At 58.1% G+C, this 23,642-nt stretch carries 24 protein-coding genes and 1 pseudogene; 16 read left to right on the top strand and 9 right to left on the bottom strand.

The genetic code is table 11. The features are described 5' to 3' along the window. Positions 1-25 precede the first annotated feature (25 nt). Positions 26-1,513, bottom strand: coding sequence for an NCS1 family nucleobase:cation symporter-1 (locus tag HMPREF3178_RS28985; protein WP_016807375.1), 1,488 nt, complete (start codon positions 1,511-1,513; stop codon positions 26-28). Positions 1,514-1,656: 143 nt separating this feature from the next. On the opposite strand from HMPREF3178_RS28985, the gene HMPREF3178_RS28980 reads away from it, so the two are divergent. The 3 genes and pseudogenes from HMPREF3178_RS28980 (at position 1,657) to puuE (ending at position 4,065) form a co-directional block, all read left to right on the top strand. Continuing rightward, positions 1,657-2,373, top strand: a complete 717-nt coding sequence (locus HMPREF3178_RS28980) for a GntR family transcriptional regulator (protein WP_017146161.1) — start codon at positions 1,657-1,659, stop codon at positions 2,371-2,373. After that, positions 2,373-3,092, top strand: a pseudogene (gene hpxA, locus HMPREF3178_RS28975) (allantoin racemase); the annotation flags it as partial. The gene HMPREF3178_RS28980 and the pseudogene hpxA, both read left to right, overlap by 1 nt. 40 nt (positions 3,093-3,132) lie before the next feature. Next, positions 3,133-4,065 carry an allantoinase PuuE gene (puuE, locus tag HMPREF3178_RS28970; protein ID WP_017146160.1) on the top strand — a complete coding sequence of 311 codons (933 nt, stop codon included), beginning with the start codon at positions 3,133-3,135 and terminating at the stop codon, positions 4,063-4,065. A gap of 170 nt (positions 4,066-4,235) precedes the next feature. On the opposite strand, the gene hpxZ is transcribed toward puuE, so the two are convergent. The 4 genes from hpxZ to hpxW are packed head-to-tail and all read right to left on the bottom strand — an operon-like array spanning position 4,236 to position 7,794. Next, positions 4,236-4,622 carry an oxalurate catabolism protein HpxZ gene (gene hpxZ, locus HMPREF3178_RS28965; RefSeq protein ID WP_004100894.1) on the bottom strand — a complete coding sequence of 129 codons (387 nt, stop codon included), beginning with the start codon at positions 4,620-4,622 and terminating at the stop codon, positions 4,236-4,238. Further along, positions 4,619-6,016: an AtzE family amidohydrolase gene (locus HMPREF3178_RS28960; RefSeq protein ID WP_017146159.1), complete on the bottom strand. Its 1,398-nt coding sequence runs from the start codon at positions 6,014-6,016 to the stop codon at positions 4,619-4,621. Before HMPREF3178_RS28960 ends, hpxZ begins: the two co-directional genes overlap by 4 nt. Continuing rightward, a complete protein-coding gene (gene hpxX, locus HMPREF3178_RS28955; RefSeq protein WP_004100898.1) occupies positions 6,013-6,201 on the bottom strand; it encodes an oxalurate catabolism protein HpxX in 189 nt (62 codons plus the stop codon). The genes HMPREF3178_RS28960 and hpxX overlap by 4 nt, the downstream gene beginning before the upstream one ends. Positions 6,202-6,210: 9 nt before the next feature. Further along, positions 6,211-7,794, bottom strand: a complete 1,584-nt coding sequence (gene hpxW, locus HMPREF3178_RS28950) for an oxamate amidohydrolase (protein ID WP_004100900.1) — start codon at positions 7,792-7,794, stop codon at positions 6,211-6,213. Positions 7,795-7,963: 169 nt separating this feature from the next. On the opposite strand from hpxW, the gene hpxU reads away from it, so the two are divergent. The 7 genes from hpxU (at position 7,964) to hpxK (ending at position 14,367) form a co-directional block, all read left to right on the top strand. Further along, complete coding sequence (hpxU, locus tag HMPREF3178_RS28945; RefSeq protein ID WP_004100902.1) at positions 7,964-8,803, top strand: MurR/RpiR family transcriptional regulator HpxU; 840 nt, start codon at positions 7,964-7,966, stop codon at positions 8,801-8,803. A 215-nt stretch (positions 8,804-9,018) separates the two neighbouring features. Then, positions 9,019-9,804: a transporter substrate-binding domain-containing protein gene (locus HMPREF3178_RS28940; RefSeq protein ID WP_004100904.1), complete on the top strand. Its 786-nt coding sequence runs from the start codon at positions 9,019-9,021 to the stop codon at positions 9,802-9,804. 9 nt (positions 9,805-9,813) lie between these two features. Beyond that, the gene (locus HMPREF3178_RS28935) at positions 9,814-10,479 is read left to right on the top strand and encodes an amino acid ABC transporter permease (protein ID WP_004100905.1); all 666 of its coding nucleotides are present in this window, start codon (positions 9,814-9,816) and stop codon (positions 10,477-10,479) included. Then, positions 10,479-11,135, top strand: a complete 657-nt coding sequence (locus HMPREF3178_RS28930; protein ID WP_032704835.1) for an amino acid ABC transporter permease — start codon at positions 10,479-10,481, stop codon at positions 11,133-11,135. Before HMPREF3178_RS28935 ends, HMPREF3178_RS28930 begins: the two co-directional genes overlap by 1 nt. After that, a complete protein-coding gene (locus tag HMPREF3178_RS28925) occupies positions 11,116-11,856 on the top strand; it encodes an amino acid ABC transporter ATP-binding protein (protein ID WP_004100907.1) in 741 nt (246 codons plus the stop codon). Before HMPREF3178_RS28930 ends, HMPREF3178_RS28925 begins: the two co-directional genes overlap by 20 nt. Before the next feature lie 10 nt (positions 11,857-11,866). After that, the gene (locus HMPREF3178_RS28920; protein WP_004100908.1) at positions 11,867-13,108 is read left to right on the top strand and encodes a pyridoxal-phosphate-dependent aminotransferase family protein; all 1,242 of its coding nucleotides are present in this window, start codon (positions 11,867-11,869) and stop codon (positions 13,106-13,108) included. After that, positions 13,105-14,367 carry an allantoate amidohydrolase gene (hpxK, locus tag HMPREF3178_RS28915; RefSeq protein ID WP_070585666.1) on the top strand — a complete coding sequence of 421 codons (1,263 nt, stop codon included), beginning with the start codon at positions 13,105-13,107 and terminating at the stop codon, positions 14,365-14,367. The genes HMPREF3178_RS28920 and hpxK overlap by 4 nt, the downstream gene beginning before the upstream one ends. Positions 14,368-14,448: 81 nt before the next feature. Here the strand turns inward: hpxK and HMPREF3178_RS28910 are convergent, their stop codons facing one another. Continuing rightward, positions 14,449-16,158 carry a pectate lyase gene (locus HMPREF3178_RS28910; protein ID WP_017146157.1) on the bottom strand — a complete coding sequence of 570 codons (1,710 nt, stop codon included), beginning with the start codon at positions 16,156-16,158 and terminating at the stop codon, positions 14,449-14,451. A 72-nt stretch (positions 16,159-16,230) separates the two neighbouring features. Beyond that, complete coding sequence (locus HMPREF3178_RS28905) at positions 16,231-16,932, bottom strand: oligogalacturonate-specific porin KdgM family protein (protein ID WP_004112033.1); 702 nt, start codon at positions 16,930-16,932, stop codon at positions 16,231-16,233. 681 nt (positions 16,933-17,613) lie between these two features. On the opposite strand from HMPREF3178_RS28905, the gene HMPREF3178_RS28900 reads away from it, so the two are divergent. Both HMPREF3178_RS28900 and HMPREF3178_RS28895 read left to right on the top strand, forming a co-directional pair. Beyond that, the gene (locus HMPREF3178_RS28900; protein WP_017146156.1) at positions 17,614-18,198 is read left to right on the top strand and encodes a helix-turn-helix transcriptional regulator; all 585 of its coding nucleotides are present in this window, start codon (positions 17,614-17,616) and stop codon (positions 18,196-18,198) included. A gap of 120 nt (positions 18,199-18,318) precedes the next feature. Further along, on the top strand, positions 18,319-19,092 hold the full coding sequence (locus HMPREF3178_RS28895; protein ID WP_004100917.1) for a nucleotidyltransferase domain-containing protein: 774 nt from the start codon (positions 18,319-18,321) through the stop codon (positions 19,090-19,092). A gap of 19 nt (positions 19,093-19,111) precedes the next feature. Here the strand turns inward: HMPREF3178_RS28895 and HMPREF3178_RS28890 are convergent, their stop codons facing one another. Then, on the bottom strand, positions 19,112-19,585 hold the full coding sequence (locus HMPREF3178_RS28890; RefSeq protein WP_004112040.1) for a DUF2938 family protein: 474 nt from the start codon (positions 19,583-19,585) through the stop codon (positions 19,112-19,114). Positions 19,586-19,668: 83 nt separating this feature from the next. Between HMPREF3178_RS28890 and HMPREF3178_RS28885 the strand changes: the two genes are divergently transcribed. The 3 genes from HMPREF3178_RS28885 to HMPREF3178_RS28875 all read left to right on the top strand — a co-directional run bounded on the left by HMPREF3178_RS28885 (position 19,669) and on the right by HMPREF3178_RS28875 (position 21,684). Continuing rightward, positions 19,669-20,067: a MerR family DNA-binding transcriptional regulator gene (locus HMPREF3178_RS28885; RefSeq protein ID WP_017146155.1), complete on the top strand. Its 399-nt coding sequence runs from the start codon at positions 19,669-19,671 to the stop codon at positions 20,065-20,067. A gap of 33 nt (positions 20,068-20,100) precedes the next feature. Continuing rightward, positions 20,101-20,415 carry a hypothetical protein gene (locus HMPREF3178_RS28880; protein WP_004112044.1) on the top strand — a complete coding sequence of 105 codons (315 nt, stop codon included), beginning with the start codon at positions 20,101-20,103 and terminating at the stop codon, positions 20,413-20,415. 366 nt (positions 20,416-20,781) lie between these two features. Beyond that, positions 20,782-21,684 carry a GGDEF domain-containing protein gene (locus HMPREF3178_RS28875; protein ID WP_016807385.1) on the top strand — a complete coding sequence of 301 codons (903 nt, stop codon included), beginning with the start codon at positions 20,782-20,784 and terminating at the stop codon, positions 21,682-21,684. A gap of 1 nt (position 21,685) precedes the next feature. On the opposite strand, the gene HMPREF3178_RS28870 is transcribed toward HMPREF3178_RS28875, so the two are convergent. Further along, positions 21,686-22,519, bottom strand: coding sequence for a helix-turn-helix transcriptional regulator (locus HMPREF3178_RS28870; RefSeq protein ID WP_017146154.1), 834 nt, complete (start codon positions 22,517-22,519; stop codon positions 21,686-21,688). 252 nt (positions 22,520-22,771) lie between these two features. On the opposite strand from HMPREF3178_RS28870, the gene HMPREF3178_RS28865 reads away from it, so the two are divergent. Beyond that, a complete protein-coding gene (locus HMPREF3178_RS28865; protein WP_004100928.1) occupies positions 22,772-23,539 on the top strand; it encodes a phytanoyl-CoA dioxygenase family protein in 768 nt (255 codons plus the stop codon). Positions 23,540-23,642 lie beyond the last annotated feature (103 nt).

Genomic DNA, 23,642 nt, shown 5'->3' with positions numbered 1-23,642 from the left:
GTCACGCCGCGGCGGGGAGGCAGGGTTACTCTTTCTGGACGAGAGGGCTGAAACCGGTGGTGGCGCCGATGCGTTCGTCGCGGGCGATCCAGCGATAGGCCGCGCCGCTCAGGAAGACGCCGATAAACCAGCTAAAGTTAGCCACTTCGTGCAGGGCCGGAATAAAGCTGATGATCAGGCCAATGGCGACGGAGGGCACCAGCGCGGCGATCGCTTTCGGGTTAAAGCCGTTGCGGTACCAGTACTGGCCCCTGGGCGTGTCGTCAAACAGGTCGTTAACGGAAACCTGCCCGCGCTTAATGATGTAAAAATCCACGATCAGGATGCCGAACAGCGGGCCGATAAACGCCCCCAGCACGTCGAGGGTGTAGTGGATCAGCTCCGGCGAGTTAAACAGGTTCCACGGCGTCAGCAGAATAGACCCTACGGCGGCAATCATCCCGCCGGTGCGGAAGCTGATTTTCTGCGGCGAACAGTTAGAGAAATCGAAGGCCGGAGAGACAAAGTTGGCCACGATATTAATCCCGATGGTGGCGGTGATCATGGTCAGCAGGCCAATGGCGACCGCCAGGTCGTTGCCTACGCGGCTCACGGTCTCAATCGGGTCGGTGATCATGCGGCCAAACAGCGACTGCGTGCCGGAGACAATCACCACGGTCACGATGGAGAACAGCAGGAAGTTAAACGGCAGGCCCCAGCGGTTGCCGCGGCGGATCTCGCCCATGCTTTTGCCATAGCGCGAGAAATCGCCAAAGTTGAGCAGCGGGCCGGAGAAGTAGGAGACCACCAGCGCGGTGGCGGTGATCATCTGCCAGGTCTGCTCCCCGGCGCTCAGCGATTTGCTGGCGAGGGTAAAGGAGATCCCGTCAAAACCGGTTTTGTATACAATCCATCCCGCCAGCGCCAGCATCACCACGTAGACCGCCGGGCCGGCGATATCGATAAAGCGCTTGATGGCGTTCATCCCGTGCCAGAACACCATCGCCTGCAGCAGCCACATGGTGGCGAAGCAGAGCCAGCCCAGATGCGACAGGCCCAGGAAGCTGGATGCGGTGAGGGTCGACAGCGACGGCCAGAACTTCAGCAGCACCAGCATCAGCGCGTTAGCGGCGAGATAAGTCTGAATACCGTACCACGCGAAGGCGATAAGCCCGCGGATCACCGCCGGGATATTAGCCCCAAAGACGCCGAACGCCTGACGACAGATCACCGCGTAGGGCACCCCCGCCATCTGGCTGGGCTTTGCCACCAGGTTAGCGCACAGCTGAACGATACAAATCCCCACCAGCAGGCATAGCAGCACCTGCCAGCTCGCAAGACCAAGGGTAAAGAAGCTCGCCGCCACCACGTAGCCTCCCATGCTGTGCACGTCCGACATCCAGAAAGAAAAGATGTTGTACCAGCTCCAGTTCTGGTCGCGCGTCGGCGCCAGATCCTCATTGCAAAGCCGTGGGCTGTATCCAGCGTGGGGATCAGCGGCCTTAACCTGATGCATCGCTTGTGTATTTGGCATGAAACCTGCTCCTGTAAATGAACACCCGTTGAAATAGATTGCTGGTGTCGTTGCAGGATTTGGGCCAAATAGTTAATTTTGTATACAAGAAATAAGTTTTATGTATACGATTCGGTGTAAAAAAGTAAAATTTGGAGTGGTTAATGAACAACCAACAACGGCTGCAGGCCGCGCCAGAGCTGCATGACAAAGACGAGTCCATCTTTCAGGCGCTGATGACCGCTATCGTCGAGCATCAGCTACCGCCGGGCAGCAAACTGCCGGAGGAGGCGCTGGCGGAGGTGTTTGGCGTGAGCCGTACCGGGATCAGAAAAGTGCTGCAGCGACTCGCAACCGTGCAAATGGCCATCCTGACGCCCAAACGTGGTGCACAGGTCGCCAGCCCGACGGTTGAAGAGGCGCAGGCGATCTTCCGTACCCGCGCGCTATTGGAAGTGGCCAACCTGCCGGATGTGCTGGCCCGCTGTCAGCCGCCGCACCTGGCGGCGCTGGAAGCCATCACCCGCCAGGAACAGCTGGCCCACGAAAGCCATGACGGCCCGGCGGCGATTCGCTATTCCGCCGAGTTTCATATTCAGCTGCAGGCGATCTCCGGCAATCAGGTGCTCACTGAGATGGTGACCCGCCTGAGCCAGCGCTCTTCATTAGTTATCGCGGCGTGGGGATCGCCGTGGCGGCAGGGCTGCCGCTGCGACGATCACGAACGGCTGATCCAGCTGCTGCGCGATAAAACGCTGCAGCCCCTGAGCGACGCCTTAAGCCACCATTTTGAACATATTGTCGCCAGTCTCTGCTTTGAGCGTTCTGGCGTGACCCTGCCTGATTTTGCCCGGCTGTTTGCCGGCTATAAGGAGCCGTAATGGCCGCCGTTTGTATACAAGTCATCAATCCCAACACCAGCCTGGCCATGACGGAAAGCATCGGCGCCGCCGCGCGGGCGGTTGCCGCGCCGGGAACCGAGATTCTGGCGGTCTGCCCCGGCGAAGGGGTGCCGTCGATAGAGGGCCACTTTGATGAAGCCATCGCCGCTGTCGGCGTGCTCGAGCAAATTAAGGCCGGTCGCCAGCAGGGCGTTGATGGTCATGTCATCGCCTGCTTTGGCGACCCCGGGCTGCTGGCGGCGCGCGAGCTGGCGCAGGGGCCGGTGGTAGGGATTGCCGAAGCGGCGATGCATATGGCGACGCTGGTGGCCACCCGTTTCTCCATCGTGACCACGCTGCCGCGCACCCTGATTATCGCCCGCCACCTGCTGCACCAGTACGGTTTCCATCACCATTGCGCCGCCCTGCACGCCATTGATTTACCGGTGCTGGCGCTGGAGGACGGTAGTGGTCTGGCGCAGGAGAAGGTGCGCGCGCGCTGTATTCAGGCGCTAAAGGAGGACGGCTGCGGGGCTATCGTACTGGGATGCGGCGGGATGGCGACGCTGGCTCAGGAGCTGACCCGCGAGCTGCGCGTACCGGTAATCGATGGCGTCAGCGCGGCGGTCAAAATGGTTGAGTCGCTGGTGGCGTTAGGCCTGTCGACCAGCAAGCAGGGCGATTTAGCCTTTCCGGAAAGCAAGGCGTTGAGCGGCAAATTTCAGGCATTAACCCCGTTTTAAATGAAAGAGGTGGCAGATGGCATTTTTGGCAGAAGATTACCCGCGCGACCTGCGCGGCTACGGCGGACAGCCGCCGCACGCGCGGTGGCCGAACAACGCGCGCATCGCCGTGCAGTTTGTGCTGAACTATGAAGAGGGCTCGGAAAACCACGTGCTGCACGGCGATGCCGGTTCTGAACAGTTTCTGTCCGATATTATCGGCGCCGCCAGCTATCCTGACCGGCATATGTCGATGGATTCGCTGTATGAGTACGGCAGCCGCGCCGGCTTCTGGCGCATCCATAATGAGTTCAGCAAACGGGGATTGCCGTTGACCGTGTTCGGCGTCGCGATGGCGCTGGCGCGGCATCCCGAGGTGGTTGAGGCGATTAAGAGGGCGAACTATGACGTGGTCAGTCACGGTTGGCGCTGGATCCATTACCAGAATATGCCTATCGAGCAGGAGCGGGAGCATCTTCATAAAGCCGTGCAGGTATTAACCGACCTGTTTGGCAAACCGCCCACCGGCTGGTATACCGGGCGCGACAGCCCCCATACCCGCCAACTGGTGGTGGAGCACGGCGGTTTTGATTACGACAGCGACTATTATGGCGACGACCTGCCGTTCTGGAGCGAAGTGGCCTGTAGCGACGGTTCGCGTAGGCCGCACCTGATCGTGCCTTATACCCTCGACGCTAACGATATGCGCTTCGCCACTGCCCAGGGGTTCAATACCGCCGAGCAGTTTTATACCTATTTAAAAGACAGCTTCGATGTGCTGTACGCGGAGGGGGCCAGCGCGCCGAAGATGATGTCCATCGGTATGCACTGTCGCCTGCTGGGGCGCCCGGGCCGCTTCCGGGCGCTGCAGCGCTTCCTTGATTATGTGCAGCAGCACGACCTGGTTTGGGTCTGTACCCGTCAGCAGATTGCCGACCACTGGCGCGACGTTCATCCGTTCAGGGGGTAAAGTCGTTCCCCGGGTAAGCGCAGCGCAACCCGGGAGCATAGCGCAGAGTGGCATCATTTCCCGGAGGCGATGCTGCACATCTGTCCGGGCTACTGGATCGCAGACGTTTGCGGACCCGTAGCCCGGGTAAGCGCAGCGCAACCCGGGGGATACCGGGAAATGCGCAGGGCTTAACTCATCAAACTGACCTGAGCGGCGACGATGCGCCAGCCAAAGGGGAAGCGTACCCAGGTCTGCTGCTGGCGACCGATGCGCTCGCTGCCTGCGCGGGTGAATTCGGTGCTACACACCGCGTAATCCTCGCCAAAGGTGGTGATGATGGTATGCCGCAGCTCGCGCTGCAAACCCGCTGCCGGACGGGCGGCGCGAAAGGCGCGGATTTCATCGATGCCGTAAAGATTTTCCCCGGCCCCCAGCCGCACCGTGCGCTTATCGTGCCAGAACAGCTCATCCAGCACCGCGATGTCGTTGCTTACCAGCGCTTCCTCATAGCGGTAAAACGCCGCCGTCACCTCGGCGAGAACCAACGGGCGATTAATCTGTTCTGGGCTCATCATGCGGCGATCTCCACCGGGCGGGCGTTGGTGATGCCCATCTCTTCCAGCGCCCGCGCCGCGCGCAGACAGGCTTGTTCATTAAAGGGCGCGGCAATCAGCTGCAGGCCAATCGGCTGACCGTTCGCCGTGCGCAGCGGCACCGTGACGACCGGCAGGCCAAGGAAGGAGATGGGCTGGGTCAGCATCCCCATGCTGGCGCGAATCGGCAGCGACTGGCCGTTGATCTCCATGGTCTGCGCGCCGATGAGCGTCGCGCTGCACGGCGTGGCCGGGGCGATTAGCACATCGGCATGAGCGAACAGGCCTTTGAACGCCTGCTGCGCATAACGGCGAAAGCGCTGAGCCTGGAGATACCAGGCGGAGGGGATCATCGCGCCGGCCAGCAGCCGCTCGCGGGAGTTCGGCTCAAAACGTTCGGGCTGGCTCCGCAGCGCGGGCAGGTACTGGTTACCGCCCTCGGCGGCGCTGATAATAAACGCCGCCGAGCGGGCCAGTTCGGCCTCCGGGAATATCAGCTCCTCATGCGCCTCAAGGGCGTGGGCAACGCTGGCAACCGCCGCACGGGCATCGTCATCGCACCATGTCGTAAAATAGCCGCCGAGCGCGGCGCAGCGCAGGCCATCGAGACCACGCGGTAGCAGATTAGCCGTACGCTCGCTGGCTTTATCGGCCTGAAAACCATCGCTCGGATCGCGCCCCTGCAGCGCATCGTAAACTGCCGCAAGATCGCCGACGCTGCGGGCAAAAGGACCGATATGGTCAAGGCTGGCGACAAAGGGATGACTGCCGGAGCGCGACAGGCGGCCAAAAGTGGGCTTAAGGCCAAAGATCCCGCATAGCGAGGCCGGGACGCGAATGGAGCCGTTGGTATCGCTGCCCAGCGAGAAATTCACCAGCCCGGCGGCCACTGCGGCTGCCGACCCGCCCGAGGAGCCGCCGGCGATCCGCGAAAGATCGTGCGGGTTATGCGTCGCCCCGTAGTGGCTGTTTTCCGTGGTAAAACCGTAGGCGTAGGCATCCATATTTAGCATGCCGGATAATAATGCGCCCGCGCTGTGCAGCTGGCGCACCGCCCAGCTGTCGGCTACGGCGGCAGGGCGATCGCTCAACAGCTGCGCCCCGGCAAGGGTGGTATGGCCGGCGACATCGAACAGATTTTTCACCGCGTAGGGAACGCCTGCCAGTGCGGGCAGGGGCTTTTTTTCCCGTCGCAGGGTGTCGATATTCTCCGCCTCAGCGAGCATGCGCTTTCCGCTGACGTGGGTCCAGGCGTTGATCTGCGGGTTAACGCGAGCGATATTCTCCAGGGTGTGGCGGGCAATCTCTTTGGCGCTGAGTTCGCCGGTGGCCAGCGCGCGCTGGATTTCGTGAATGGTCATTTCAGGCAGCTTCATGCTTTATAGACTCCGGCGATTTCGACGCGCTCGTCGAGGGGAAAGGCCATCAACGGCCCGGCCATGGCGGCAATGCGGCTAAACTGCACTCTGAGTTCTGCGCGCCGCGTATCGTCCAGCTCCAGCGCCAGCAGCTGTTCCATTTGCGAGAGCCAGGCGTCCCATTCGTTCTGCGATGTTGTCATTATCAGCTCCTAATATCCGGCGGCGGAGCCGTTGCTGCGCGGATCGCTGGCCCCCTCAAACAGGCCGTTGGGATGACGTACAATCGCCCCCGCATGGCCCATGGCTTCGCTGAAATCGGCCAGCACTTCAACCTCGTGCCCCAACTGACGCAGGCGGTCAACGCTTTCGGCGCTGAAGCGGCCCTCCAGCTTGAGCGAGTCGGAAGTCTGCCCCCAGGTGCGCCCCAGCAGCCAGCGCGGTCGGGTGATGCTTTCCTGCAGCGGCGCGTTTTGCATGACGTAGCGGGTGAAGATAGCGGCCTGGGTTTGCGGCTGGCCGTCGCCGCCCATGGAGCCGTAAACCATCACCCGGCCATCGTTCAGCTTTGCTGCGGCCGGGTTGAGGGTGTGAAACGGCTGTTTACCGGGCGCCAGCGCCAGCAGGTGGCTCGGGTCGAGGCTGAACGATGCCCCGCGGTTCTGCCAGACAATGCCGCTCTCCGGCAGCACCACGCCGCTGCCGAATTCGTGGTACAGGCTTTGGATAAAGGAGACCGCCAGCCCGCTTTTATCGATCACCCCCATCCAGACGGTATCGCCCGGGCCTTTACCTGCGCCCCACGGAGCCGCCCGCTGGTCGTCGATGTTATCCGCCAGCGGCTGCAGCGCCGCCGGTGTCAGCAGGCTCTGAATATCAACATCAAGGTGGCGCGGATCGGTGATGTGCGCGTCGCGCAGACCGAAGGCCAGCTTGGTCGCCTCCACAATACGGTGGACGGTCATCGCATCGTCGGCGTCGGCCATCGCCAGCCTGTCGGTGATGCCGAGGATCGCCAGCGAAACCAGCCCCTGAGTCGGCGGCGCGAGGTTCCATAGTTCGCCGTGTCGATGCGCCAGCCTGAGCGGCTGGGGGCGGCGAGCGCGATGCTGCTGCAGGTCGCTAAGGGTGACGGGCAGTCCGTACTTTTCCATCCCGCGGGCCAGCTGCTCCGCCAGCGGCCCGCGATAGAAGCTATCCAGGCCTTCTTCGGTTAATCGGCGCAGGGTGTTCGCCAGCGCCGGCTGCAGAAAGCGGCTCCCGGCCTTCGGCGGCTGGCCGTCCACCAGAAAGGTTTCAGCGAAGCCGGGCTGGTCGCACAGTTCACTGAATTTATCGGCGCTCGCGCTGGCCTGCGACGCGGTAACCGGGATACCGTTCGCGGCGTAGCCGATGGCATCTTCCAGCAGACGCGTGAGCGGCAGGGCCGCGCCGGTTAACTCGCGCGACACCTTAAGCGCTTCGTCCCAGCCGCTGACGGTGCCCGCTACGGTCAGCGCCGCCTGCGGACCGCGATGGGGGATCTGCGCGAGGCCGGCGTAGGCCTGTGGTGTCGCCAGCGAACCCGCCGCGCCGCTGGCGTCAATGGCGATGGGGTCGCCCTCGGGCGGCACGATAAGCCAGAAACCATCGCCGCCGAGGCCGTTCATATGCGGATAAACCACCGCAATGGTCGCGGCGGCGGCAACCATGGCTTCGATGGCGCTTCCGCCTTCGCGCAGTACCGCCAGCGCGCTTTGGCTGGCCAGATGATGGGGGGCGACCGCCATCCCGTGGGCGGCAACATGACTTTGCATGAATTTTCCTCAATTAAGCGACTCGTCCGCTGAGGGTTGCAAAAGCTGTTCCATATCTGAACGTAAAGTTTCACCTGTTGCCGACAACGCGCTTTTTTTGGCGGGACTGGCATACATTATGAATGCGGATACGGTTATGATGCGGTGAAACGAAAGTTACAGAGGTCTTATGCAACAGCTTGATGAACGACTGAAAGAGCAGTACCCGTCATTATCGCCGCAGGAGCAGCGGGTGGCGGATTTTATTTTCGATCATTTTGATGATCTGATTAGCTACAACAGCGCAGAGCTGGCGCAGCTTAGCGGCGTGTCAAAAGCCACGGTCAGCCGGCTGTTCAAGCGCCTGGGCTATGAGAAGTATAAGGATATGCGCGATGAGCTGCGTACCCTGCGCCAGAGCGGTATGCCGCTGACCGACAATCGCGATGCGGTACAGGGCAATACTCTGCTGGCGCGCCACTATAAACAGGAGATGGCCAACCTGACACAATGGGTTAACGCGCTGGATGTTCAGCAGTTCGCCGAGGCGATTCAGGCGCTGGTCGCCGCCCGGCGTATTGTGATTGTCGGCATGCGTAATGCTTATCCTGCGGCGCTGCATCTGCGTCAGCAGCTACTGCAGGCGCGCGGGCAGGTACTGGTGCTGCCGCAGCCCGGACAAAGCCTGAGCGAGGAACTGGTGGATCTCAGCGCCGACGACCTGGTGGTGGTGATGGCATTCCGCCGCCGCCCGCGAATCATTCGCCCTCTGCTGCAGCAGCTACAGAGCAGCGATATTCCGGTGCTGCTGATGTGCGAGCCGCAGGCCCACGGTCTGTTTCCGCTGGCGCGCTGGCGGCTTTGCGCGCCGCTGGATAGCGTGTCGGCCTACGACAGCTACGCGTCGGTCAACAGCCTGATCAATCTGCTGTCGAACGCCTTTTTGCATGAAATTCTCGATAAAGGTCGCCCGCGCATTCACGATATTGCCACGCTCTACCAGCAGCTGGATGAGCTGGAACAGCGATGATGGGGCGCCAGCGTGGTGCTTTGCATGGTTTTGGTGCGATGAAATATGCAGGAATCAGCGCCGCTGGTTCCTCTTTACTCTTCTCTTTCTCTTGTTTTACTGGCCTTTAAGCGAAGCGTTGCCGATGGCGCAGTGCATAAATTTATCTGGCACATTAGTTGCAGAAGTGACTTTAAAGAATCTTTTGTTTCATGCTAACGTAACGGGTAAATATCATGAAGAAACTGTTGATCGCGCTGGCCGGGGCCGCTTGTCTGTTAACCCACCTCTCGGCGGCGAAAGCTGACCAGCTGCAGGATATCGAAAAACGCGGCGTGATCCGCATTGCGGTGCCGCAGGATTTCCCGCCGTTTGGCTCGGTGGGCACCGACCTTCAGCCGCAGGGCTACGACATCGATATGGCGCGCTATCTTGCCAAAGAGATGAAGCTCAAGCTGCAGCTGGTACCGGTGACCAGCGCCAATCGCGTGCCTTATCTGCAAACTGATAAGGTAGATCTGGTGATTTCCAGCCTGGGTAAAAACGCCGAGCGCGAGAAGGTGATCGATTTTAGCCGGGCCTACGCGCCGTTCTTTCTCGGCGTATTTGGCGCGAAAGGCGCTGAGCTGAAAGACCCGGCGGCGCTGAGCGGTAAAAGCGTTGGCGTAACCCGCGGCGCGGTGGAAGACATGGTGCTGACCAGCGTGGCGCCGAAAGAGGCGCAGATTAAGCGCTACGAAGACAACAACACCACGCTGTCGGCGTACCTTTCCGGTCAGGTGCAGTATGTGGCTACCGGTAACCTGGTGGTGGCGGCCATCGCCCGGCAGAACGCCGATAAAGCGCCGGTGCCGAGCTTTATGCTGAAAGATTCGCCGTGCTTTATTGGTCTGAAAAAGAACCAACCGGCCCTGAAGGCGAAAGTGGATGCGTTGATTGAGCAGGGGGTAAAAGACGGCACTCTCAACGGCCTTTCCGAGAAATGGCTGAAAGCGCCGCTGCCTGCCAGCCTCGGCGCATAAGGTCCGGGCATGACGGAGCAACTTCATTTCTCTGCGCTCTGGCCGCACTGGCCGGAGCTGCTGGCGGGGCTGTGGGTGACCATCCAGCTAACGGTACTGGCGACGCTCGGTGGCCTGACGATTGGCATCTTCGGCGCCGCCATCCGCAGCGGGCGGCCCACGTGGTTCAGCCGGATTTGGGGCGGGTATGTCGAATTGATTCGCAACACGCCATTTGTGGTACAGCTGTTTTTTATCGTCTTCGGCTTACCGAACCTGGGGCTAAAGATGACGGCGGGCGAGGCCGCGCTGCTGGCGATGGTGGTCAATCTTGGGGCCTACAGTACCGAGATCGTGCGCGCCGGTATTCAGGTCACGCCGAAGGGGCAGTGGGAAGCAGGGCGCGTGCTGGGGCTGACCCGGACGCAGACCTTTATTCAGGTGATTCTGCCGCCCGCGCTGCAGCGCATTTATCCGGCGCTGGTGAGCCAGTGCATCATCGTCATGCTCGGTTCGTCGGTAGTGTCGCAGGTCTCTTATGAAGAGCTGACCTTTGCCGCTAACCTGATCCAGTCGCGCACCTTCCTCAGCTTTGAGGTCTACCTGGTGACGACAGGAATTTATTTGGTGCTGTCGATAACGATGCGCCAGCTGCTGATGGCGGCAGGACGAAAATGGCTGGGAGTGCAGGCATGATGACCACCTTTACCGATTGGGACATTGTTCGCAATCTGCTGCTGGCCGGGCGCTGGACGGTGCTGCTGTCGCTGGTGGCGTTTCTCGGCGGCGCGCTGGTCACGCTGCCGCTGCTGCTGCTGCGCATGACCGGCGGGCGCCAGATAAAGCGCCTGATCCGCGGCTATGTTGAGCTGTTTCAGGGAACGCCGCTGCTGATGCAGCTGTTTCTTGCCTTTTTCGGCGTGGCGCTGTTCGGCATCGACGTTTCGGCTTGGACCGCGGCATCGCTGGCGCTGACGCTGTATACCAGCGCGTTTTTGCTCGATATCTGGTTTGGCAGCATCCGCGCGCTGCCAAAAGGGCAGTGGGAAGCATCGCGCTGTCTGGGGCTGAGCTTTGGCCAGACGCTCTATCGGGTCGTTGCGCCGCAGGCGCTGCGGATCGCCATCGCCCCGACGGTGGGGTTTGCCGTGCAGGTGATTAAGGGCACGGCGCTGGCGTCGATTATCGGCTTCGTTGAGCTGACCAAAGCGGGCACCATGCTGACCAACGTGACGTATCAGCCGTTTAAAGTCTTCGCGCTGGTGGCGCTGGGCTATTTCATTCTGTGTTATCCGCTGTCCCGCTACAGCCGTTATCTGGAGAACAAATTCAATGCCTCTCATCACCATTAATCAGATGCAGAAGTATTACGGCGATAATCACGTGCTCAAGGGCGTCGATCTGGATATCGATATGGGCGAAGTGATCTCGATTATCGGCCGCAGCGGGTCCGGCAAAAGTACGCTGCTGCGCTGCATCAACGGCCTGGAAGGCTATCAGGATGGCAGTATTAAGCTCGGCGGGATGACTATTACCGACCGCGACTCGCAGGCGCGGGAGATCAGCCGCTCTATCGGCATGGTGTTCCAGAACTTTAACCTGTTCCCGCATATGACGGCGCTGGAAAACGTGATGCTGGCGCCGCGTCGGGTGCTGAAGAAGAGCGCCGCCGAGTGTCGGGAGCTGGCCCAGCGGATGCTGGAAAAGGTCGGGCTTGGCGACCGGCTGGATTACTACCCGTCCAGTCTTTCCGGCGGTCAGCAGCAGCGCGTGGCGATTGCCCGCGCGCTGGCGATGTCGCCAAAAGTTTTACTCTGTGACGAGATCACCTCGGCGCTGGATCCCGAGCTGGTTGGCGAAGTGCTTAAAGTGCTGGAGCAGCTGGCGGCGGAGGGCATGACTCTGATTCTCGTGACCCATGAAATGAATTTTGCCCGCGAAGTGGGCGACCGCGTGGTGTTTATGCATCAGGGGCGCGTCTGGGAGCAGGGGGACAGCAAAACGCTGTTCGCTAACCCGCAGACCAGCGAACTGAAGCAGTTTATTTCATCCGTGCGCGGCTTAAATCAATAAGGAATCAAAAATGGACATGACACAGTTTCCGCAACTCAATCCGCCGGCGCGTCTGCTGATGGGGCCAGGCCCGATTAACGCCGACCCGCGCGTGCTGCGCGCCATGTCGAGCCAGCTGATCGGCCAGTACGACCCGGCGATGACCCATTATATGAACGAAGTGATGGCGCTCTACCGCGGCGTATTTCGTACCGAAAACCGCTGGACGATGCTGGTGGATGGAACCTCAAGGGCCGGGATTGAGGCGATCCTGGTTTCGGCTATTCGGCCGGGGGACAAGGTGCTGGTGCCGGTATTTGGCCGCTTCGGCCATCTGCTGTGCGAAATCGCCCGCCGCTGTCGGGCGGAAGTGCACACCATCGAAGTGCCGTGGGGTGAGGTGTTTACCCCGGACCAGGTGGAGGATGCCATCAAACGTATTCGTCCGCGCCTGCTGCTGACGGTGCAGGGCGACACGTCGACCACGATGCTGCAGCCGCTGGCGGAGCTGGGGGAGATCTGCCGCCGCTACGACGTGCTGTTTTACACCGACGCCACCGCTTCGCTGGGCGGCAACCCGCTGGAAACCGATGCCTGGCAGCTGGACGCGGTCTCGGCGGGGATGCAAAAATGCCTCGGCGGCCCGTCCGGCACCTCGCCGATTACCCTCAGCGCGCGCATGGAGGAGGCGATTCGCCGCCGCAAATGCGTCGAAGAAGGGATTCGCACCGATGCCCACCGCGACGGCGACGAGGAGATGATCTACTCCAACTATTTCGATCTCGGCATGGTGATGGACTACTGGGGACCAGAGCGCCTTAACCACCATACCGAGGCCACTACCGCGCTGTTCGGCGCCCGCGAATGCGCGCGTCTGATCCTCCAGGAGGGGCTGGATAACGGCATTGCCCGCCATAAGCTGCACGGCGATGCGCTGCTAAAAGGCATTCAGGCGATGGGGCTGGAGACCTTCGGTGACCTGAAACACAAGATGAACAATGTGCTTGGCGTCGTTATCCCACAGGGGATAAACGGCGACCAGGCACGCAAGTTGATGCTGGAAGATTTCGGCATTGAAATCGGCACTTCGTTCGGCCCGCTGCACGGCAAAGTGTGGCGTATCGGCACCATGGGCTACAACGCGCGTAAGGATTGCGTGATGACCACGCTCAGCGCGCTGGAGTCGGTACTTAACTATCTCAAATTCCCGACCACTCAGGGCGCCGCGATGCAGGCCGCGTGGGATCACTATCGCAGCGAGAGCGCGCAATGAGTCAAGCACAACGCCAGCAGGCGGACATGCAGCAGGCCGCGGCCCGGGTGTTGGCCCGCGCCGATGAGCTGGCGGCGATCAGCGAAACGCCGGACGCCCTGACCCGGGTTTATCTCTCCCCACAGCATCTTGCGGCTAACCAGCGGGCGGCGCTGTGGATGACCCAGGCCGGGATGACCGTCTGGCAGGACAGCGTCGGCAATATTTGCGGTCGCTATGAGGATGAGCAGGAGGGCGCGCCGGCCATCCTGCTGGGGTCGCATCTTGATACGGTGCGCAACGCCGGGCGCTATGACGGTATGCTCGGCGTCCTGGCGGCGATTGAGGTAGTGCATCGCCTGCATCAACAGGGGCGACGGCTGAAAAAAGCCATTGAGATTGTCGGCTTTTGCGATGAAGAGGGGACGCGTTTCGGCATTACGCTGCTTGGTAGCCGCGGGCTGACCGGTACCTGGCCTGAGAGCTGGCTGGCGCAGACCGATGCCGATGGCGTCAGCGTGGCGCAGGCGATGGTGCTGGCCGGGCTGGATCCGGCGCGCATTCACCTGGCCGCCCGCCGCCAGGAGGAGATCGCCGCGTATCTGGAACTGCATATCGAGCAGGGGCCGTGCCTGGAGCAGGAAGGACTGGCCTTAGGCGTAGTGGAAGCGATTAACGGCGCGCGTCGGCTGAACTGCCGCTTTACCGGCGAGGCGGGACACGCCGGGACCGTACCGATGAGCCATCGGAAAGATGCGCTGGCCGCCGCCGCCGAGTGGATGGTGCTGATAGAGTCTCTGACCCGCCAGCAGGGCGGAAACCTGGTCGCCACGGTGGGCACGCTGCGCTGCGCGCCCGGCGCGGTTAACGTTATCCCCGGCGACGTTACGCTGACTCTGGATATTCGCGGGCCGCACGACCAGCCGCTCGATGCGCTGCTCGAGACGCTGCTGTCGGGGGCACAGGCGATTGCCGCCCAACGCCAGCTGCAGTTTAGCGCGGAAGAGTTTTACCGCATTGCCGCCACCGCCTGCGATAGCGGATTGCAGCAGGTACTGAGCGAGGCGGCGCAGGCGGTGCAGGGGCGTTCGCTGACCCTGCCGAGCGGCGCCGGACATGACGCTATCGCCATGGCTGAACGTTGGCCGTCCGCGATGCTTTTTGTCCGCTGTAAAGGCGGCATCAGTCATCATCCTGCCGAGTCGGTCACCGCCGTCGATGTGGCGCTGGCGATTGAGGCCTATTTTCGCGCGGTGACGGCGCTGGATGCCGGGAAGTAAGCGCCGGGCGGCCCGGCGCGGTGCTTGCGCGGGCTGTCCCGTCGCGGTACGGTCCCCCACCGCTGGCGATGGGGCACAGTTTTATTTTTTGCCGTTCGGTTTCAGCTGCTCACCGGGTCTGAGCCTGAACAGCTCGTCATCTCGGGTGGAGTAGCGCACGGTTCCGTCAGCCATCCGATAAGCGCCTTCCGTGAATCCAGCGCCGTTCAGGAACGGAGCGACCGCGTCCGGCGTGTTGCGGAAGGCGGCTTCCAGGGCGAGAAGCGCATAGGGGGCGATACTATCGATACTGGCATATTCTGCCTCAGGATCATCGACAAAAAAGCCGTTGAGGCGCTGCTTGTTGATGATGTTCGCGCCGATGCGATCCGCCAGCGTCAAATAATCCCGCTGCCCGGTGGCCTGCCACAGGTCGATAAGCGCGAAAATCGCATACGGCTGATGATTCTCCGTTTGGCTATTCAGCCTGCGGTTTGTGCCGCCGGGTTCACCGATATCGCCTAACCCCTGGCCTTTCGCGATGCCGCGGGCGACCTTCCAGATGGCATGATCCGGTTCAAGCGTCCAGGCGCGGGCATAGGAGAGAAGAAATTCATTTCCCGCCGGATAGGCTTTGAGCACCGTCCCTTTTTTTCCATAATAGCCATCGCGTTTTAACGCGTAGTCGGAGAGATCCGTGCCGTTGGCCAGCATCGGGCGGAAGGTATTATTCTGCTCATCGTAAGCGTAGGTCGCGAAGGCCTTGAGGCCATCAAGAGTCCATTTTTTGAGATCGTCACCGTCTTTGCCGAGCGATTTTGCCAGGGCAAGCTGCATCAGCGCATTTTCTGAATAGAGCGTACTGGTTCGGCCCTTAAGCAGCATATTGCCTTCCAGCGCGTCCGGGCCCAGTTCCGGGCCAAACTGACGCTGCGCGCGGTCGCCGTATTTCGAATGCGTGTCGCTGTCATCGCTGGTATCGGCGCGTTTTAACGGTTGGGTAAACTGGTATACGCCCAGCCCGGTCTTCTTATCTCGCGGCAGAACGTACTGTTCGGCCAGCCGTTTTGCCCACGTCAGTGCGCCAGTGTCACCATCGTATTGATACAGCAGCGATGCGGAGTAGATCAGGTCGTTGCCGGCATTGAGAAAGCTCAGACCTTTGGTGGCGAAAAAGGGCGGCTGTTGGACAAAATCACTTTGCCAGAGCGCGCCCATCGGTTTGCCGTACTCCCCGTGGCGGCTGGTTTCCAGCGTTTTCCAGTCGTAAACATGGGCATTCCAGAAAGCCTTGATAAAGCGCGCGGTCGCCTGGTCATCGACGGCAAACATCATGTCGTAATAGGGATAGGCATTCTTAAGTTCATGAACCCGCTCTTTTTCACTTGGGCCTTGAGGCTGCAGCGTTTTTAAATCAACAAAACGATGCCCTCCCCATAGCAGCAGCCCGCTTGCATCCTGATAGTGGTCAAAGTAGTAGCGTATATTCTCCGCGACCCGCTGTTTATATTTTGTTTCGCCAGTCAGGTTGCTTAACCCTACCAGCACCCGCATCAAGTTTTGCTGGGCAGAGAAGTTCGACAGCACGGTCACTTTACCGTCCGGAAATACCCATTCCATTTGTTTGCCGGTGCGTGGGTCCACGCCATTAGCCAGCAGGGGAGAGTGATGCCCGTACCGATCGCTTGCTTTGTCCAGCACGACGTCGGCGAACTGCTTTACGCTGCTCAGGCGCTCGTTCTCCTGGGCACCCGCATTCAGTGAGAAGAGACTCAGAACGCCCAATGCCAGAGTGATTTTTGCAATCTTCATTATTTTCCTCTTAATGAAAATAAGGGTTTAATTAAACCCTTATTTATTTTCTATCTGACTGACAGGACGTTATCAGAAGGAATATTTCACGCCAACGCGATAGCGCGTTTGGCGTTCATCGGTGGATTTACTACCGGAAACGTTGCCGATGGCCATATAAGGAGACCAGTTTTTATCAAGTTTATAGGTCAGCTTAAAATCATGGGTCCAGTCATAGCTTTCGTTATCCGCTAAAATAACCCCGGCGGAGTTGGCTTTTTTATAGTCCAGCTCATAATCCAGTTGATAATCTTTGAGGAATTTCCAGGAAATAACGCTGGTCAGATTATAGCCGTTCTCCGAGGTGTCTTTAGACGTGCCAATATTGCCTGAATTGCGCTTGTAGTAAGGGCGATAGCGCAATGAGGCGCTGAGATCGTCGGTCAGATTCGCTTTACCGCGCAGATAGGGCCGATAGTTATTTGAGGACGAACTGGTATCCAGAGAGAAGCCGGGCTCAATCTGGAAGGTCTTATTTATTTTATGCACGTAGCTCGCCACCACTTCGGTGCCGTTACTCACGGTTTCATCATAGGCTTTATTTTTATCTTGCGATCCTTTCCATTTTCCTTCCAGCGATAAGCCAAAGCCATTAGCAAAACGGTGAGACATCAACAGACGATCTTTATGATTGTTCCCGGCTTTGTCATTCGTTTCATGACGATAATCAAAGGTCACCGCGTGAGCGGCAATACTGATGAAAGGAATTGTGACTAATAATAATGAGCGAAACATAGGGTGCCTCTACTTTTTTTATTTTCCAAAGGTACAAGAAATGACCTGCCGTAAAGCAGGCAGAACGATACAAATGAAATTTTTAAATGGTTGTGTGGTGCCGGGTGCCTCCCGGTGAATCAGGCGCTGACTTCCTGATCCGTCTATAAAAACGAAACGTCGATGAGGGTATTCCTCTATTCAGCATGACCCCGCCGCTTAGGGGGATTCACCACACATTATTCTTTATTCCCCGGTGATGACGAGTTTGTACTGCTTGTGATTTTATTGAAAATAACTTTTACACAAAATGAAATGATGTTTTGAGATCAAGATCTGAATATTTAAAAGAGTGATTAAATAATTTTTATGACATTTATAAAGATAATCCTAAAGAAAATTAACATTTATAATCATGTGGTTGCGGTGTTTTTGGTGTTTTATTTCTGGTCTATGCACGGCTTTAATTGAATTAACGGTAATCTTATTCCTATATTTTTAAGGGTTTATTTTGTTAAAAATTAAAAAATATTCCGGCGGTATCAATGGTTAAATCGGGGCTAATGCTTGCGATGTGCTTTAGTTAAACAAAAGCTAAACGGATAGGCTCGCGGTATTGATCTGCCTGACTGACGACATAACACTCACAAAAACGCGTCCATGTGGAAGGATAATAAAAGACGGTGACCTCGGGGCTACAAGATGACCATTTATGGAAAGGATCGTGTATTTATTTATGGAGTAGAAAAGATACTGCAGGCGCTTAGCGATGAGGCGGGAACGGAGGCAGAGAGCGATGCGGCCTGTATGTACGTCACCCATGGGATGGATATTCAGGAGATCTATGCTCTTTTCTTCCGCCACCCGCCGGAGCACTACGCCATCTTCATCACCTCCGAACGCCATTTTGAGGCGATCAACCGCCTGTTTCCGGGCCTGTTAAAGCTCTGTTTAGCTGAGCGGTTGACGGTAGACGAGCTGCATCAGGCGTTAAGGGTGATGCGCCTGTTCTCGGCGCAGAACCAAAGCGTGGCCTATTTGCCCACCAGGTTGAATTTTACCCATGCGGAGCGACAGATTATGCGGCTCAGTTTGCGCGGCCATTCCCTGGATGATATTGCCCGTATCCGTGGGGTTAGCCCCTCTACGGTCAGCGTCCAGCGTACCCGGCTGATGAAGCGTATGGGAACCAAAAGCCTGCAGGAGCTATGCTCCCTCTATGCGGCAATGCGCGCCAGCGATCGCTCACGCACTCCGGCTAAGCTGAATGAGGATCGCGATTATTGATTAATGCAGCCCGTTGGGTAAGCGCGAAAGGCGAACGCGAGATAATATTGTTTGCCCGTCAGGCGCCAACGTACCGCCCGCAGGTTGTTGCGGGCATACCGTCAGTAAACAGGAGAAAGAATGGCTGTCGATCGCAATGGCGACATTGCCCTGCCAATAGTGAACGCAATGCAGCCCGAATTCGCCCGCGTAGTGGACGGGGTCGTGGCAACGCTAACCCGGTGCTTCCCTGAACTGATGCATAGCCTTTATGTTTACGGTAGCGTGGCGCAAGGACGAGCAACGCCCGACAAGTCCGATCTCGACATGAGCGTGATATTCCACGATCGCCCCGATCGGGCCACAGCGGCGCGGCTCGCTGAGATTAAGCGTGAACTGGAAAAGAGCTATCCGGTTGTCAGTAAAATCGATTTTGATTGCGGTGTGCTGCCGCAAGTCCTGCACCCGGATCATACGCTGAGCTGGGGATACTGGCTTAAACATCATTGCGTCTGCGTGTACGGCGAAGATCTGAGCCGCCGGTTTGCTCCCTTTAAACCGGCAAAAGCTATCGCCGTTGCCGTAAATGGGGATTTCCTGCCGGTACTGGAAAAATTCATGGCACAAATACGCTCATCCGCGGATAAGAATGAAGGGTTACAGCTGCAGCGCGCTGCCGCACGCAAAATCATCCGCGCAACCAGTATCCTGCGTAGTGAGTACGACAAAGACTGGCCGGACACCCTTGCTGAGCACCATGGTAAGCTCATTGCCCGCTATCCTGAAAAAGCTGATGACATGGATTACCTGCTGGCAGTGAGTCATGAACCTCAGGGAGACCTGGCCGACTTTGAAAAAAGGATTCTGGCTTTTGCCCGCTGGCTTAACGTCGAGTTTCATCGTCGTCAAAGCTGAGCGGAAAAGCGCCCTGGCCTCATGCTCTGCTAACCATAGCCGTGATATAAAGTCCGCATCCCCAGGCCAGGTGCGTAAGCACGCTCAGCAAGCGAGCCAGCCACGGGCGCGAGGTACGCGACGCCGCCACACCAAAGCCCAATGCGGGTTGAAGAATCAAGAACGGCGCAAATAACGTTAGCACGCCTGCCAGCAGGCCTGCCGTCAGCGTCGGCTCGTTTAACCAGACGGTTCCGTTCAATGCCAGCGGGACAAAAGCAAAAATGGCCCCGGTCAGGTAGTGAAACACCCAGCCGATAACGCTCTCTCCACGCAATGCCGGCGTGGAAGCGATGGTATTATGGCAAAGCTTTCCTCTGAAAAGCCATGCAATCCAGCGACCCACCAGCGCATAGTTTAGCGGCGGCAGCTTGAGCAGGTATTTTTGGCCGAATGACCAGAGATCCATTATCAGCGTCGCGCCAATACCCGTTATGACCGTTTTTACTACCATCATCGTCTCCAGGGTGTACTCCTTTTCCAATGCATGTCAGGCTGGTAGCCAGTGTGCAACTTGAAGCGAGGTTTAAGTCAACCATGAAAGCCCTCGATATCCGGGAAATTGCCGATCTTTCTGGCATAAATCCCTCCGCGCTGCGTTATTACGAAAAAAAAGGATTAATTCAGCCTGTTGGCCGTAACGGTTTACGACGGCAATATCACCAAAATGTGCTCAATAAACTGCAGCTCATTACGTTGGGGCAGGCGGCAGGGTTTACGCTGGATGAACTTGCCGCGATGTTTGGTTCGCAAGCCGGGGTCACGATTGACCGGGGGCTGCTCCTCCAGCGGGCGAAAGAGATTGATGCCACCGTGCGCAAGCTGCAGCTGTTAAGCCGCGGGCTGAAGCACGCAGCGCGCTGCACGCAGCCGGAGCCTGTTCATTGTGAAGAGTTCAAAAGAGTGGTGGCGAAAGGGTTGAGGCTGGTTGGCTAATTAATTACTTCAGACTGTGATGAGAGCATAATAATGGACAAAAATTTTACACCTGAGCAAATCGAAATCATTAATCGTGTGGTTTTTGCGCGCGTCGAACAAATGAAAGAGCAAGTGACTGACCTTATTGCGCAGACAGAGCGCGATGCGCACCAGCAGCTGACGGATTGCGGGATTGATATGACCGATTTCTGTCCGGCTAATCAGCACTTTCTTATGATGACAATCGTCCAGGCGCTGATAGATCGGGTGCACGGCGGCGACAGGGCCCTTGCCCGGAAGATAATAACCATGGAGGCGAAGAGACTGAACGTCAGCGTTAACGTTGAAGCTGATAGTTCGAGATAGCCTTGAGGCTGAGTCTGCGGCGGACCAGAGCGTTATAAACTGCATCAGCACTGCCTTGTTTGCATAGCAGAGTCAGCCCCTTCAGCATCGGCCATCGGGCTAAAAATGGAAGACCGCTCCCGGAGTCCAGAAAAGGCCTTTCCCCCAGCACCGATTGCCACATCCTCGTAGCGTTAACTCTTTATTATTCGCGCCACTGACTTCGTCGCCATGGATTGGTAGTAGGTTGGAACATTCCGCGGGGTCAGTCCACTCTCTTCTGCTCGCTGCTGCGCATCGTCAGGCTGCGCGCCTTTAAAGTTCGCTCAATCGCTCTGCGCTGTTATGCTAAAAGTCTGGCAAGCCGCGCTGTTAAGAGACCTGACCATGCCCGAACGCGAGAAAAACATCCATATTCAACCCTCATCTTCAATCTCCCGCACCCATATTCTACCGGCGCTGCTGGCCATCGTCGCCGTGACCGGACTGTGCGCGTATATCTCGTCGCCGCTGGGGCCGTGGCGCGAAATTTTGATTAATCCCGGAATGTATATCGATCTGCTGGCGCTGCTATTTCTGCTGTTTATGCTCTGGAGCTCCACCAAAGTGCGCATGAATCACGTGGCGGTTAACTGGGTACGCTACGGACTGCTGCTGTGGATTGCCGGCGGTACGTTCGATCTGATGGATGAAATCTTTCACCAGCCGCGCTGGATGGGGTACTACTGTGAAGATCTGCTGCGCCTGTCCGGCATGCTGCTGAGCGCAGTCGGGGTCTACAAAATTATTGAGCGCATCAATCTGCTGTACGTTGATGCGCGTTCCCAATCATTAAAGGATGAGCTGACCCAACTGCCTAACCGTCGCTTCTTTATCGACACCATCCGCGAGAAGGAGGGACGCAGGCTGGGGCTAATGATTGTCGATATCGATTACTTCAAGAAAATTAATGACACCTGGGGCCATCTGGTGGGGGACGAAGTCCTCTTTGCTCTCGGTAAGCAGCTGGCTAAGCTCACCAGCGATAAGGTGCTGCCTTCGAGGATTGGCGGCGAAGAGTTTGCCATTATTGTCGACGGAATGACGGCGCAGGAAGTGGATGAACTGGCGCAGGCTATTCTGCAAAACGCCCGGGCGATCCTGATCAACCACGACTATCCGCTGTCGATCAGTATCGGCGTTGGTCTGCGTAACAAAGGGGAACCGCAAAACCTGTTCATTAAAAAGGTCGATGACGCCCTCTATAAGGCCAAAAATAACGGTCGCGGGCGGGTCGAGTGGGCCGTCTGAGTCAGCCCTGCTGCACGCTGCGGCAGTGGCGACGATATTCTGATGGCGAACGCTCGGTGTAGCGTTTAAACACCCGGCAAAAATAGTTGCTGTCGACGAACCCGCAGTTGTGGGCGACCTCTTTTACCTTGAGATCGTAGCCGCGCAGCAGCTTTTTGGCCTTTTCCAGGCGTACGCTGGTGAGAAACTCATTAAAACCGACGGAGCCGGATTTCTGGAAAATATGCGACAGGTAATTGGGCGTAATATGAAAGCGTTTCGCCACCGACTCGCGGGTCAGGGGCTGGCTGAGATGCTCTTCGAGATAGTCCTGCACCGCCAGAAACAGATCGCGACTGCGGCTGACGCGCATCTCCAGCCCCACCAGCTGCTCAAGGCAGTGGCTTAACAGGGCCGCGACCACCAGCCTGGCGGTCACCGGATCCGGCTGCAGGCAGATTTCATTAAGCGATAGCAGCAGATAGGAGCCGACGCGCGGCCCGAGGCGGGCAACGTTCTGCTTTTCCGTGCGCAGCTGCTTGCCGTCCCAGTACTGAACGCAGAATCCGAGCTTCTGGCGGCCAAAGAGGATGCTTAACGTCGATGCTGACCCGGTCCACTCCGGCAGCGTCCACTTGCCCGCCTGAACGTAGAGCACCTGCGAGGCGGAGAGCATCGTCTCCGATAGCGGCAGCCCGCTCTCCTTAAGCTCACCCTCAAGCACAATTTCCAGCCGCGGAAAGGGCACTTTAAACGCCAGCGCAGGCTCGGAGATATCCGGGTCGGGGAATCTGACGTGCAGATTATCTTTCTGATTTACTAAACGATTTAAAATATCCGCCAGATCGTCAATCATTCCGTACGCCTTAGAAGAGAACAATTATCTTGTTGATTATAATCTATTTTATCAGTGGTGATTTGTTCTGTGTCAGGCTGGGTCGCGAATGTTTGCCCTACAGAAAGAGGAAAAAAGCTGGATTTTGATAGCCATCACACTTTTCTTCCTCGCGTACGCTTGTCCAGTTTTTCGTAGTTTTGGCCTCATGTATTCCCGGTCGGTGCAGATTAGAGTTTGTTTTGTGTTATCGATAAGTTAAGGAATAGAAATATGGAACAACAATCTGCGGTTTATCTGGATGCGCTGGGGGCAAATGTTGCGCTGAGCCCGACAATGAAACAGGAACTGGATACCCTGGGCTACACCGTTGTGCATAACGTGGTGGACGCGGAGTGGCTGGCGGCGATGCGTGAGCTTATCGACGCCATCGTCGAGAGAGAGGGCGACAGTCTGGCCATTGAACACCACCAGGAAGCGACCGCCACGCGCATTGCCAACCTGATTAATAAAGGGGTGATTTGGGAAAAGGTCTGGTCGCATCCGCTGATACTTTCCGCCTGCCGGTATATTTTTCAGGGCGATTTTAAAGTCTCCAGCCTGAACGCGCGGGAAGCGTTGTTTAACGGCGGCCATCAGCCGCTGCATGCGGACTGGAAAAAACCGCGTCCTGACTTTCCGAAAGTACATCTGGTGAATACGATATGGGCTATTGATGACCTGAGCGCTGAAAACGGCGCACCGCGCATTATCCCCGGCACCCATTTGCGTCCGGAGCTACCGGAAGAGGTGCTGGACGACCCGGAGCTGGCGCATCCTGATGAAGTGGTGTTCGCCGCGCCGGCGGGCAGCGTGATGATTTATAACGCCCACGCCTGGCACGGCGGGACGCGCAACCGCGTCGGCAGCAGAAGGCGGGTGCTGCACGGCTTATATATCGACAGAGCGGATACCGCGCAGCAGGATCAGCAGCGCTGGCTGACGCCGGAAACCGCCAGCCGTTTGACCCCCGCGCAGAAATGGCTGCTGGGGGTGGCGTAAATTAAATTGCCGAAACACGGTGTTCCCGGAGGCGGTGCTGCGCACCTGTCCGGGCTACAAAATCGTTGAGCACCGGTAGCCCGGACAGACGCATCGCGCCGCC

It is taken from the genome of Klebsiella sp. HMSC09D12 (assembly GCF_001808475.1).
In the GTDB taxonomy this organism is placed as follows: Bacteria; Pseudomonadota; Gammaproteobacteria; order Enterobacterales; family Enterobacteriaceae; genus Klebsiella; species Klebsiella oxytoca.
Note: the sequence above shows the minus strand (reverse complement) of the source record. Positions and strands in the feature narration are given on the sequence as shown.

Bases quoted from the DNA above. Each gene is read 5' to 3' on its own strand.
- HMPREF3178_RS28985 (WP_016807375.1), bottom strand. From the start codon at position 1,513: ATGCCAAATACACAAGCGATGCATCAGGTTAAGGCCGCTGATCCCCAC.
- HMPREF3178_RS28980 (WP_017146161.1), top strand. From the start codon at position 1,657: ATGAACAACCAACAACGGCTGCAGGCCGCGCCAGAGCTGCATGACAAA.
- puuE (WP_017146160.1), top strand. From the start codon at position 3,133: ATGGCATTTTTGGCAGAAGATTACCCGCGCGACCTGCGCGGCTACGGC.
- hpxZ (WP_004100894.1), bottom strand. From the start codon at position 4,622: ATGATGAGCCCAGAACAGATTAATCGCCCGTTGGTTCTCGCCGAGGTG.
- HMPREF3178_RS28960 (WP_017146159.1), bottom strand. From the start codon at position 6,016: ATGAAGCTGCCTGAAATGACCATTCACGAAATCCAGCGCGCGCTGGCC.
- hpxX (WP_004100898.1), bottom strand. From the start codon at position 6,201: ATGACAACATCGCAGAACGAATGGGACGCCTGGCTCTCGCAAATGGAA.
- hpxW (WP_004100900.1), bottom strand. From the start codon at position 7,794: ATGCAAAGTCATGTTGCCGCCCACGGGATGGCGGTCGCCCCCCATCAT.
- hpxU (WP_004100902.1), top strand. From the start codon at position 7,964: ATGCAACAGCTTGATGAACGACTGAAAGAGCAGTACCCGTCATTATCG.
- HMPREF3178_RS28940 (WP_004100904.1), top strand. From the start codon at position 9,019: ATGAAGAAACTGTTGATCGCGCTGGCCGGGGCCGCTTGTCTGTTAACC.
- HMPREF3178_RS28935 (WP_004100905.1), top strand. From the start codon at position 9,814: ATGACGGAGCAACTTCATTTCTCTGCGCTCTGGCCGCACTGGCCGGAG.
- HMPREF3178_RS28930 (WP_032704835.1), top strand. From the start codon at position 10,479: ATGACCACCTTTACCGATTGGGACATTGTTCGCAATCTGCTGCTGGCC.
- HMPREF3178_RS28925 (WP_004100907.1), top strand. From the start codon at position 11,116: ATGCCTCTCATCACCATTAATCAGATGCAGAAGTATTACGGCGATAAT.
- HMPREF3178_RS28920 (WP_004100908.1), top strand. From the start codon at position 11,867: ATGGACATGACACAGTTTCCGCAACTCAATCCGCCGGCGCGTCTGCTG.
- hpxK (WP_070585666.1), top strand. From the start codon at position 13,105: ATGAGTCAAGCACAACGCCAGCAGGCGGACATGCAGCAGGCCGCGGCC.
- HMPREF3178_RS28910 (WP_017146157.1), bottom strand. From the start codon at position 16,158: ATGAAGATTGCAAAAATCACTCTGGCATTGGGCGTTCTGAGTCTCTTC.
- HMPREF3178_RS28905 (WP_004112033.1), bottom strand. From the start codon at position 16,932: ATGTTTCGCTCATTATTATTAGTCACAATTCCTTTCATCAGTATTGCC.
- HMPREF3178_RS28900 (WP_017146156.1), top strand. From the start codon at position 17,614: ATGACCATTTATGGAAAGGATCGTGTATTTATTTATGGAGTAGAAAAG.
- HMPREF3178_RS28895 (WP_004100917.1), top strand. From the start codon at position 18,319: ATGGCTGTCGATCGCAATGGCGACATTGCCCTGCCAATAGTGAACGCA.
- HMPREF3178_RS28890 (WP_004112040.1), bottom strand. From the start codon at position 19,585: ATGGTAGTAAAAACGGTCATAACGGGTATTGGCGCGACGCTGATAATG.
- HMPREF3178_RS28885 (WP_017146155.1), top strand. From the start codon at position 19,669: ATGAAAGCCCTCGATATCCGGGAAATTGCCGATCTTTCTGGCATAAAT.
- HMPREF3178_RS28880 (WP_004112044.1), top strand. From the start codon at position 20,101: ATGGACAAAAATTTTACACCTGAGCAAATCGAAATCATTAATCGTGTG.
- HMPREF3178_RS28875 (WP_016807385.1), top strand. From the start codon at position 20,782: ATGCCCGAACGCGAGAAAAACATCCATATTCAACCCTCATCTTCAATC.
- HMPREF3178_RS28870 (WP_017146154.1), bottom strand. From the start codon at position 22,519: ATGATTGACGATCTGGCGGATATTTTAAATCGTTTAGTAAATCAGAAA.
- HMPREF3178_RS28865 (WP_004100928.1), top strand. From the start codon at position 22,772: ATGGAACAACAATCTGCGGTTTATCTGGATGCGCTGGGGGCAAATGTT.